Source organism: Armatimonadota bacterium, from assembly GCA_018268395.1.
Classification (GTDB): Bacteria; Armatimonadota; Fimbriimonadia; order Fimbriimonadales; family Fimbriimonadaceae; genus JAEURO01.
Genome location: JAFDWQ010000001.1, coordinates 1107204 through 1117355 on the forward strand (window position 1 = coordinate 1107204; position 10152 = coordinate 1117355).

At 63.0% G+C, this 10152-nt stretch carries 16 protein-coding genes; 2 read left to right on the plus strand and 14 right to left on the minus strand.

What is annotated here, in order from left to right:
• Positions 1-89 precede the first annotated feature (89 nt).
• From JST30_05075 to rplM, 4 genes are all read right to left on the minus strand, one after another.
• Positions 90-329, minus strand: coding sequence for a hypothetical protein (locus JST30_05075; protein MBS1713691.1), 240 nt, complete (start codon positions 327-329; stop codon positions 90-92).
• A 63-nt stretch (positions 330-392) separates the two neighbouring features.
• Positions 393-620, minus strand: coding sequence for a hypothetical protein (locus JST30_05080; GenBank protein ID MBS1713692.1), 228 nt, complete (start codon positions 618-620; stop codon positions 393-395).
• 148 nt (positions 621-768) lie between these two features.
• On the minus strand, positions 769-1164 hold the full coding sequence (gene rpsI / locus JST30_05085; protein ID MBS1713693.1) for a 30S ribosomal protein S9: 396 nt from the start codon (positions 1162-1164) through the stop codon (positions 769-771).
• Position 1165: 1 nt separating this feature from the next.
• Entirely contained in the window at positions 1166-1603 is a 438-nt protein-coding gene (gene rplM, locus JST30_05090) for a 50S ribosomal protein L13 (protein MBS1713694.1), read from the minus strand.
• A gap of 218 nt (positions 1604-1821) precedes the next feature.
• On the opposite strand from rplM, the gene JST30_05095 reads away from it, so the two are divergent.
• Positions 1822-2934 carry a hypothetical protein gene (locus tag JST30_05095; GenBank protein ID MBS1713695.1) on the plus strand — a complete coding sequence of 371 codons (1113 nt, stop codon included), beginning with the start codon at positions 1822-1824 and terminating at the stop codon, positions 2932-2934.
• Here JST30_05095 and truA read toward each other — a convergent pair.
• The 6 genes from truA to rpmJ are packed head-to-tail and all read right to left on the minus strand — an operon-like array spanning position 2916 to position 6105.
• Positions 2916-3755, minus strand: coding sequence for a tRNA pseudouridine(38-40) synthase TruA (gene truA, locus JST30_05100; GenBank protein MBS1713696.1), 840 nt, complete (start codon positions 3753-3755; stop codon positions 2916-2918). The two genes, JST30_05095 and truA, sit on opposite strands and share 19 nt — an antisense overlap.
• On the minus strand, positions 3742-4194 hold the full coding sequence (gene rplQ / locus JST30_05105) for a 50S ribosomal protein L17 (protein MBS1713697.1): 453 nt from the start codon (positions 4192-4194) through the stop codon (positions 3742-3744). Before rplQ ends, truA begins: the two co-directional genes overlap by 14 nt.
• 18 nt (positions 4195-4212) lie before the next feature.
• Positions 4213-5199 (minus strand): DNA-directed RNA polymerase subunit alpha, encoded by a 987-nt coding sequence (locus tag JST30_05110; protein ID MBS1713698.1) that lies wholly within the window; start codon positions 5197-5199, stop codon positions 4213-4215.
• 6 nt (positions 5200-5205) lie between these two features.
• Positions 5206-5598, minus strand: coding sequence for a 30S ribosomal protein S11 (gene rpsK / locus JST30_05115; GenBank protein MBS1713699.1), 393 nt, complete (start codon positions 5596-5598; stop codon positions 5206-5208).
• 3 nt (positions 5599-5601) lie between these two features.
• Positions 5602-5979: a 30S ribosomal protein S13 gene (gene rpsM, locus JST30_05120; GenBank protein ID MBS1713700.1), complete on the minus strand. Its 378-nt coding sequence runs from the start codon at positions 5977-5979 to the stop codon at positions 5602-5604.
• A 12-nt stretch (positions 5980-5991) separates the two neighbouring features.
• Positions 5992-6105 carry a 50S ribosomal protein L36 gene (gene rpmJ, locus JST30_05125; protein ID MBS1713701.1) on the minus strand — a complete coding sequence of 38 codons (114 nt, stop codon included), beginning with the start codon at positions 6103-6105 and terminating at the stop codon, positions 5992-5994.
• Positions 6106-6427: 322 nt separating this feature from the next.
• Between rpmJ and JST30_05130 the strand changes: the two genes are divergently transcribed.
• The gene (locus tag JST30_05130) at positions 6428-7288 is read left to right on the plus strand and encodes a radical SAM protein (GenBank protein ID MBS1713702.1); all 861 of its coding nucleotides are present in this window, start codon (positions 6428-6430) and stop codon (positions 7286-7288) included.
• On the opposite strand, the gene infA is transcribed toward JST30_05130, so the two are convergent.
• Genes infA through JST30_05150 form a run of 4 tightly spaced genes read right to left on the minus strand, consistent with a single transcriptional unit; the run spans position 7285 to position 9962 of the window.
• A complete protein-coding gene (infA, locus tag JST30_05135) occupies positions 7285-7557 on the minus strand; it encodes a translation initiation factor IF-1 (protein MBS1713703.1) in 273 nt (90 codons plus the stop codon). The genes JST30_05130 and infA overlap by 4 nt on opposite strands.
• Positions 7558-7562: 5 nt before the next feature.
• Positions 7563-8312, minus strand: a complete 750-nt coding sequence (gene map / locus JST30_05140) for a type I methionyl aminopeptidase (protein MBS1713704.1) — start codon at positions 8310-8312, stop codon at positions 7563-7565.
• The gene (locus JST30_05145) at positions 8309-8962 is read right to left on the minus strand and encodes an adenylate kinase (protein ID MBS1713705.1); all 654 of its coding nucleotides are present in this window, start codon (positions 8960-8962) and stop codon (positions 8309-8311) included. The genes map and JST30_05145 overlap by 4 nt, the downstream gene beginning before the upstream one ends.
• Before the next feature lie 31 nt (positions 8963-8993).
• The gene (locus JST30_05150) at positions 8994-9962 is read right to left on the minus strand and encodes a Gfo/Idh/MocA family oxidoreductase (GenBank protein MBS1713706.1); all 969 of its coding nucleotides are present in this window, start codon (positions 9960-9962) and stop codon (positions 8994-8996) included.
• Between the last annotated feature and the right edge of the window lie 190 nt (positions 9963-10152).

Below are 10152 nucleotides of genomic sequence, written 5' to 3' on the forward strand. Positions count from 1 at the left end.
TCGAAACTTTCTTCCCGTCGAGGACTGCCTGTAGAGTGGATTCAAAGCGGTCAAGTGGCACCTCCGATCGACCGAGCGAGCGGGCTGACTCAGAGTAACGGAATGGTTCCTGTTGCATCGTTGACCTCGTGGGACGACAAAAGCTCTCGTAGCAAGGATTTGGCACGGCTCAGCCGCCAACTCAGTGTTCCTTCAGGTACCCCGGCGATGGCTGACGCTTCGCGCGACGACCATCCTTGGACCTCGCGCAAGACGAACGCCTCGCGTAACGCCGACGGAATTCGACCAAGCGCATCATAGAGATGAAGCGTGTCGAGATCCAGCCGCATCGGGGCCACATTTGGGGCCTCTTCGACCAATCGGACGATGCGAAGGATCGATCGTCTGCGACGTCATTGGAGATATTCGCGGAAGGCGATCTTGGTGAGCCAGGCCTTTACGGTGCCCGCTCCCTCAAACGCCATGGCCCGGAACCGGGCTTTCACGAACGTGTCCTGCGTCAGATCTTCTGCAAGATCCTTGTCACGGCAAAGAAGGATCAGCGTCCGAAGAACGTGAGGATAGTAGACCCTGACGACCTCTTCAGCGGCCCGGCACTCACCTTGCGCAAACCTTCGCACAAGGTCCAGGTCCCCCACCGGGCGAGCGTTCTTGTCTTCCAACTCTAACTCAGATGCGTGTGGCCCCCGATCCCTTGGCGAGAATGACAAAGTCGGGCCCGGTTCTCTTGGAACCAGGCCCGTTTTGGCTCTTAATGAAAAAGGTGGCTCAGCGTTTGACGAACTGGAAGCCGCGGCGGGCTTTCTTCCGGCCGTACTTCTTGCTTTCCTTGATCCTGGCGTCGCGGGTCAGGAAGCCTCCGCCACGGAGCCCGGGGCGCATGTCTTCGTCTAACTCGACCAGGGCGCGGGAGATGCCCAGTCGGACGGCACCGGCCTGACCGGTCGTTCCGCCGCCCTTGACTTTGGCGATGACGTCGTACTTCCCGTCGACGTCCAAATGGGCGAGCGGGCTCTTCACCAGGATCTCGAGGACGGGGCGGCACAGGTAGTCCTTATAGTCGCGCCCGTTGATCGTGATGAGGCCCTCGCCCGGCTTGAGCCAGACTCGCGCGACGGCGCACTTGCGTCGTCCGGTTCCGTAGCTGATGGAATTCTTCGCCATGTCAGTTCTTTCCGATGGTGAGCGGCTGGGGGTCCTGCGCCGCGTGCGGGTGGTCCGGCCCCGCGTAAACCTTAAGCTTCTTGAACGTCGCGTGCCCGAGCTTCGTCTTCGGCAACATGCCCCAGACGACCTTCTCGACGAGCTTGACGGAGTCTTTGGCGAGGAGGTCTTCGCGGCTGACGTTCTTGAGTCCGCCCGGCCATCCGGAGTGCCAATAGATCAGCTCTTCGCCCTTCTTGCCCGTCATGACGACCTTGTCCGCGTTCACGATCACGACAAAGTCGCCGCAATCCATGTTGTAGGTGAAGGTCGGCTTGTGCTTGCCGCGAAGGATCTGCGCGACTTGACCAGCCAGTCGCCCGATCGGCACACCCGCGGCGTCGACCACGTGCCATTTCTGCTCGATCGTGCTCGGCGTCGCCGTATACGTCCTGTTCATCCGGTTCCTCTGAAATCTAGCGGGAAGTCATCGCCGGGCATACGCCGACGCGCGAAAGCTTCCGCGTGGAACGCAGAAGATACCCGGTCCCGTCCGAACCTGCGACGGACCTACGCGGCGGACGCGTCGGCCGGAGGACCATCGGCGTAGAAAGAACCGAGGGATTGCGGGCGGGAAGCCTGCGGGCGACGTGTCCGGACCCTGTCTGGGGAGATGATATGACACGTTTCGGTCTTCAGTGCCGAGCCGCCCTTGCGGCCGGCCTTCTTGGTCCGACGATGGCCATGGCGTCGACGGTCGGAGACAGCTTCGACGATGGTCGCACGGACGCGACTCTGTGGACCGTCCAAACGGAAGGCGGACCTACGATCCGCGAAACCGGAGGGTCCTGCACGGTCGAGGTTCCAGCGACCTCCTCCGGATCGATCTTCTACGCACGGTACGTCAGCGTCCCGATGTTCGTCGGGGACTTCGACGCCAAGGTCGACTACGCGCTCGATCTTTGGCCTGCGGGCAACGGTTTACGGGTCGGACTTTCGATCGAGGACGCCGATTCGGGCATGGCGTGCGAGCGTACGAACTTCGGGCCCGGCCTCCAGGAGGTCTACCTAGCAGACTTCGGGGCCTATACCCTGTGGTTCCCGACGTCGGATACGAGCGGCTCGTTGCGCTGGGTTCGAACGGGCGAGAACGTGGCAGCCTATTGCCTTCAAAACGGCGAATGGACGCTGATCGGGGGCAGCCATGGTTCCGGTGGGCCCGTCCGACTGACGCTCTGGGTCTGGAGCCACGACGGCAATTTCGGACATCAGGACGCCCGCATCCTGTTCGACGACTTCTTCGTCCAAGACTCGGCCTCTCACCGACGGATTGCGCCGGAAACAGAGACCGTCCGGACGGGAAAAGTCCGTTCGGGCACGCTGCAAGATCTCGCCGACGATGACGACTCGTCCCAGATCCTGGCCAAATTCCTGGTGCCGAACATGTCGGCACCGATCGTACGCGTCGACTTGACGTACCGGTCCGACTTGCTGCAACCGAAGGCCTTGTCCAGCGTGATCCGTATGCGCCACAAGAACGCCGGGAGCTACGTCCTCCGGACGTTCCAGTTCGATTACCCGGCCCAATCGTTCGTGGAGACGATGTCTGGTCGACCGACCCAAGCCGCTTACGGGAATTTCATCGCGCCGTGCCAGGGCGTCCTGAGCCGCTTCGTCCGTCAGGACGACGGGCAGACAGGGGTGCGTTTCGAAATCGCCGTGACGGGCCTCGCTTCCGCACAGCTGCCGGCTTTCGAATTCGAGTTCGCCGATCAGTTCGTGGCAGAGTGACCGACCGTCGAGGGTCCGATTCCGTATGCGGTCCCGTCTTCGTCTGACCGCACGTGCTCGCGGGGATGCCTCCCGTATCGGACCCTCATCAACGTCAGACCCTTGGCCGGAAGCACGACCGGTCGATGGATAGGGCTCGAACGCCCCTCGACCAAGAGCCGGGCGATCGAGCCGGGCTCGCGGGCCCCACGGCCGACTTCGACCAGTCCCCCGCTGATGCGACGCATCATGCCCCTGGCGAAGGCAGTGCCGACGATGTCGATCCGGACCTCGTCCGACACCTTCGTGACCCGGACAGAAAACAACTCGCGCACCGTGTTGGCCCCTGGCGGGACAAGTTGCGTAAAGGCGAAGAAGTCGTGCGATCCGACTAAGGACAAGGCCGAAAGTTGCATGCTTTCGACGTCGAGCGCCCGTCCGTGCCAGTGGGAAGTCCGGTCTGAAAACGGGTCTCGCTTCCCGCATCGGACCTTGTATCGGTACCACCTGTCGACGGCCCAGAACCGCGAATGAAAGTCGGAAGGAACGACCTGCGCACGGACGACGGCAACATCCGGGGGCAACAGGTCGTTAGCGGCACGCACCCACTTCTCGGGCAGGATCGGCCGGCCGGTGTCGAAGTGGCAGACCTGTCCTCGGGCGTGGGCACCGCTGTCGGTCCGGCTGGCGCCGACGACTTCGATCTCTTCGTCTGCGACTTCCGAAACAGCGAGGGAGAGCGTACTTTGAACCGTACGCTCTCCCTCTTGCGGCGCCCAGCCGCAGAAGTCCGTCCCGTCGTACGCGACGACGAGCTTGATCCTTCTCTTAGTCCCGGACAAGTTCGAGGACGGCGGTGTCGGCACCGTCGCCGCGCCTCGTCCCGGTGCGGGTCAGGCGGGTGTACCCGCCGTTCCGACTCTTGTACATCGGGGCCACGTTCTTGAAGAGGTGGTTGACGAGGTCCTCACCGTTGATGAGGCTCCGCTCCTGCAGGATCTGCAGTTTCTCCGTTTCGGTCTTGCCCGCCAGGATCTTGGTGGGAAGGACGCTGGAGCGGCTGTGTCCGACGAGGACTTTGCGGGTCTCGCGCCTGGCGGCGACCGAGTCGTCCTTGGCCGTCGTGATGAGCTTCTCCACGACCCGGCGGAGTTCCTTGGCCCGGCCGAGGGTCGTGTGGACGTAGCCCGTGCGGATCATCTGCCGTGCGAGGTTGCTGAGCAACGCACGGCGCTGGTCGCTCGGGAGGCCCAGCTTTCGTCGGTCGATCTTATGGTTCATGCCGCGTCACCTGTCAGGTCAGAAGTCGTCTTCGTCATCGAGCATGTCCAGGCTCACGTAGCCGCCCTTGGCCGCTTTGAGCTGGAGTCCGTGCTCATTGAGCTTGTCCCTGACTTCCAGAAGGGACTTCTTGCCGAAGCCGCGGATGCTCGTGAGGTCTGCTTCGTTCACGATCGCGAGCTGGCGAAGGTTAAGGATCCCGGCGCGGCGGAGGCAGTTGAAGGTGCGCTGGCTGAACTCGAGTTCCTCGAGTTTCAGGTCGGGCACGTTCGCCAGTTCCGGCGCGAGAAGGTCGTCCTCGTCGATTCCGATCTCGGCGTTCGCACGCCCGAGTTCGAAGAACATCTTGAAATACTTGTCGAGGATATGGGCGGCCTGCGTGACCGCGTCGTTCGGCGGGACGGCCCCGTTCGTCCACACGTCGAGCACCAGGCGCTCATAGTCCGTGCGTTGTCCCACGCGGGTGGCTTCGACCACGTAGTTCACTTTCTTTACAGGTGTGAACTGCGAGCCGGACGGGATGATCCCGATCACGCCCTTGTACCGTTCTTGCCTTTCGGGAAGCACGTAGCCCGTGCCCCAACCGACATAAAGTTCGGCATTGAGGGTGGCCTTGGGGTCGCTGATCGTGGCCAGGTAGCACTCAGGGTTCATGATGCTGACCCCCGTCGGGCACTGGACGTCGGCACCGGTCACCCGGCCAGGGCCCTTGACTTCGAGCCGTAGAACCGTCTCTTCAGGCGGGACGCCTTCGCAATCGATCCGGATCGCGAGTTCCTTCAGGTTGAGAAGGAATTCGGTCGTGTCCTCCTTCGCGCCGGGGATCGGCGCGAACTCGTGGAACACCTTGTCGATCTTGACGGCCGTGACGGCCGCGCCCTGGATGCTGCTCAGCAGGACGCGCCGGAGCGCGTTGCCGATCGTCTGGCCGTAGCCGCGCTCGAGCGGTTCGAGCACGAACTTTGCGAACTCGTTAGAAATCTCAAGGGTCTGGATGTGCGGCATGTTTCTTTAGACCCGGCGCTTCTTGGGCGGCCGGCAACCGTTGTGGGGCACTTTCGTGACGTCGCGGATCGAGACGACCTGGAGTCCCGTCGCGTTGAGCGACCGGATCGCGGTCTCGCGTCCTCCACCGGGGCCCGAGACGAAGACGTCGACCGTCTCCATGCCGTGCTCCAGGGCCTTTTGGGCGGCCCGCTCGGCGCTCAGTTGCGCTGCGAACGGCGTGCCCTTGCGGCTCCCTTTGAACCCGACGTTGCCGCTGCTTCCCCAGCACAGCGCGTTACCCTGCGGGTCGGTGATGGTCACGATCGTGTTGTTGAACGACGAGTGGATGTAGGCGTTGCCGTGGGCGACCTGCCTCTTGTCTTTCTGCTTGCCTCGGGACGTGGGTTTGCGTGCCATGTCTTACTTCTTGGCCTTCTTCTTACCGGCGACGGTCTTGGCCTTGCCCTTGCGGGTCCTGGCGTTGCTCCGCGTGCGCTGGCCCCGGGTCGGTAGGCCACGGCGGTGGCGCAGACCGCGGTAGCTGCCGATCTCGATCAGGCGGCGGATGTTCGAATAGACTTCGCGGCGCAGGTCGCCTTCGACCTCATAGTCCTCGTCGATGACGTTACGGAGTTTGCCGACTTCGTCGTCGCTGAGGTCGCGGACTTTCTTGCGAGGGTCGAGGCCCGTCTTTTCGACGATCTCGGACGCCCGCTTCGGGCCGATGCCGTAAATGGACTGGATGCCGTAATAGACGCCCTTGTCCCTGGGGAGGTCAACACCTGCGATACGCGCCATTCTGTTCTTCTCTTATCCTTGTCGCTGCTTGTGCTTCGGGTTCACGCAGATCACCCTCACGACGCCTTCGCGCTTGATGATCTTGCACTTGTCACAAATCTTTTTCACACTGGCCCTGACTTTCATGAATCGCCACCTGCCTTCTGGTGCGGGCCATCGGCCTGCCCCGTTCCCGGCCCGCCCTTCCGGCCCGGACCGCGAATCTTTGCCGGGCTTTGGGCCGTCCTTTCCGACGGCGACCCGTGCCGCGCACGGGACGCTTAGTCCTGGCGCGAAGGTGGATTGTACCAGCCCCTCCCCTCGGATGGCTATGCCCTGAGGCCGCCGCCCCTGCACCGCCGCGAGAACGGGACCTTTGCCGACCGCCCCTTGCCGTCAAGACCGCGTCCCACTGTGCTCCCCTGCACGATATGTAGACAAAACGTGACATATGTAGTAGCATGTCTACATGTCGGCGCAGCCGCTGCTCTTCGATACGCCTCCTCTGGTCCAGGCGCCGGAGCGAATAGGTCAGGCCCGGGTCGTCCGAAGGCTCGCCCGCCAAGTCTTGACACGGCCGACCGGCATGCTCAAGGGACTGGACTTTACGCTGAACCCGTACTCCGGGTGCACGTTCGGGTGCGAGTATTGCTACGCGGCGTTCTTCCAGCCCGACGAGGACAAGGCGCGCGAGTGGGGGCTCTGGGTCGAAGTCAAGGAGAACGCCCTGGCCTTGATCTGCCAGGAACCGAGGCTGGCCGGTGCGAGCGTCATGGTCGGTTCCGTGACCGATCCCTATCAACCCTTGGAGCGGGAGACCCGGCTCACGCGATCGCTCCTCGAGCACATGGCCGGACTCCGACCACAGCCGAAAGTGCGCGTCCAGACCCGTTCGCCCCTCGTCTCGCGGGATGCCGACGTGCTCCTCCGGTTCTCTGACCTGAGGGTCGGAATGTCCGTGACGACGGACTCGGACGAGGTGCGAAAGCGGTACGAACCGAAGTGCGCGAGCATCGGGAGAAGGCTTCAGGCCGTCCGCGAACTGGCCGCGGCCGGCGTCGAGGTCACTGTCAGCATCGCTCCGATGCTTCCGATCACGGACGTCGCGGCCTTTGCGAAGGCCGTCCGGGAAAGCGGGGCCTCACGGATCTGGACCGGGTACTTCCATCCGGGAACCAGGAAGTTCGCTTCCGGCACGAGGGAAAACGCTCTCGTCCTGGCCAAACAAGACGGCTGGACCTTCGAGCGGTACGTCGAAACGTCGCTAGCCCTCAAAAAGCTCCTGCCCGACCTTGTGGTGAAGCCGTCGGAGGAGGGCGGCAGTCCTTAGCGGTACCGGTATACGATACGGGCGCGGGTCAGGTCGTACGGAGAGACGCTGACGCGGACCTTGTCGCCGTTCAAGATCCGGATCCAATGCTTGCGCATCTTGCCGCTGACGTAGCAAAGGATTTCGTTGCCCGTGTCTTCGAGCTTGACCCGGAACTGGGCGTTGGGAAGGTTCTCGACGACGACACCGTCGAGCTCGATGCCTTCTTCCTTGTCGGAATCTTCCGTCTTCTTTTTGACCGGACCTCGATATCTGCCTCTGCCTGCCATGCGTGTTATTCGACCGTCAGCACCTCGGGGCCTTCACGAGTGACGGCGACCGTGTGCTCGAAGTGTGCGCTGAGTTTACCGTCTTTCGTGACCATGGTCCAGCCGTCGTCGAGCGTGACGACGTCTTTGGTTCCTTCGTTGACCATCGGCTCGATGCAGATCGTCGTCCCTTCGCGCAACATGGCGCCGGAACTGCACTTCCCGAAATTGGGCACGCTCGGTTCTTCGTGGAGGCTCCGTCCGATCCCGTGTCCGACGAGCTCGCGGACCACGGAATAGCCGTTCGATTCGACGTACTTCTGGACGGTGCAGGAGATCTCTCCGACCTTGTTGCCGACTTTAGCCTTCGCGATCCCTTGCCACATCGATTCCTCCGTGATCTTCAAGAGCCGTTCCGCCGCCTTCGACACGGGGCCGACGGCGAACGTCCAGGCGCTGTCCGCATGAAAACCGTCTTTGAGGACGCCGAAGTCGAGGTCGATGATGTCGCCGTCCTGCAGGACGCGGTCGTCCGGGATCCCGTGAATGACGACGTCGTTCACGCTGATGCAAGCCGTCGCGGGGTAGCCCCGGTATCCCAGAAAACTCGGTAGCGCGCCCTTTTCGCGGATCAGCTTTTCCGCCAGTTCGTCGAGCATCTTCGGGGTCGTCTTACCGGGCTCGATGGCCTCGGCGCACAAGCGCATCGTCCGGGCCAAAATCCGCCCCGACTCGCGCATCTTGGCGATTTCGCTGTCCTTTTTCAGGATGATCAAACGCCTAACCCCGTCACGATCGCCTGGAACACGCGGTCGGGTTCTTGAGCCGCGTCGACCCGGATCAACTGGCCACGAGACGCGTAATAGTCTACGACGGGCTGGGTGTTCTCCCAAAAGACGCGGAGCCGCTCCATGATCGTTTCGGGCTTGTCGTCTTCACGGACCACAAGGGGGCTGTTGCACTTGTCGCAGATGCCCTCCCTTTTGGGCGGCTTGTTCACACTGTGGTAGATCTCGCCGCACTTCGTGCAACCGACCCGGCCGCTCAACCGACGGACGACGACGTCGTCTTCGATCTCGAGCGAGACGACGCCGTTGAGCGGGATCTCCTCGTGCTTCAACTCTTCGTCAAGGGCCTCGGCCTGACGCACGGTGCGGGGAAAACCGTCGAGGACGAAACCATGTTTCCGCACTTCGTCCGAGCGGATCCGCTTGACCATCATTTGGATCGTCACGCCGTTCGGGACCAGCTCGCCCCGGTCGATATAGCTCTTCGCGAGCTGGCCAAGGTCCGTCTCGGCTTCGATCTCGGAACGAAAGATGACCCCGGACGACAACGGCTTGACCCCGAGCCGTTCCTGGAGCATTTGTGCTTGCGTCCCCTTACCGACGCCCGGCGGTCCGACCAAGATCATTCGGATGGGCATGGGCGCAGTTTACTTGAGCCCCTCGTAGGGTTCAGGCGACACGTGAGGCCCGGCCCGTGTACGCGCTTTCGTACCCGGCGATGGCGACGGCGGACGCCCTGAGACCGTCCTCCGCCGTGACGCTCGGAGGCCTGCCTGTGGTCACGGCCTTCAAGAACTCGCCGACCATCGCTCCGTCGAGGTCGGACGCGGTGCCGAGGTTCCGATACCGGTCGGTCAACTCGGAAACGCCTTGGCCGAAGAGGTCCGCTTCGATGACGCCCTTCTCACCTAAGACTTTCAGGGTCACGTCGCCCCAAGTCCGGTAGTTTTGGGGTCGCGACCAGCTCGAATCGATGGTCGCGAAGACGCCGGACGGGTAGCCCAAAGTCAAATGGGCGGTGTCGTCGAACTCTTGCGAGTACATGTTCGTCCCGGTTTGGGAGACGACCGTCTCGGGCGCCTCGCCGAGCAACCGCCATAACAGGTCGGCGACGTGGACGACATGGTCGATCATCGCGCCGCCGCCAGACAGTTCGGCGCGAGTGAACCACCCGAACGGGCACGTGCCCCGGTTCGTCGCGTTGACGGCGAGGACACGGCCGATGTCTCCGGCGCGGACACGCTGGAGCAGCCGTTGGAAGACCGGTGAGAACGGACACGGGAAGGCGGTCATGACCATGACCTCCGTGGTTTGGACCGCGTGCCGGATCCGATCGGCATGCTCGCGGCTCGGCGCGAGCGGCTTCTCGCAGAGGACGGGCTTGCCCGCCTGGGCGGCCGCTTCGATCAGCTCGGCATGGAGCATGTTCTCGGAGCAGACGACCACGGCGTCACACTGGCCGAGCAGGTCCTCCGAGTTCGCGAACAACGCTCCTCCCCATTGCTCGAGGATCGGACGGGCCCGTTCTGGGTCCGGGTCTGCGACGCCCACAAAGGTCGCGTCGGGTCGGGTCGACAGGGCGCGCGCGTATCCGGACGCGTGGACGTGGGCCGCGCTGAGCATGCCGACTCGGAGCATGGGCCCATTATGATCGCCCACTTGGTCGGTGCATCCACCACGGTGGACCTCGGCAGCGTCCTTGGTCCTTGACGCGGCCGGGTCTCAGGGCCTGACTTGAAACGGACCGCCGAGCCGGTTCATACTGAGCGTCCTCTCGGGCGGTTAGCTCAGTGGTAGAGCACTACAATGACACTGTAGGGGTCACAGG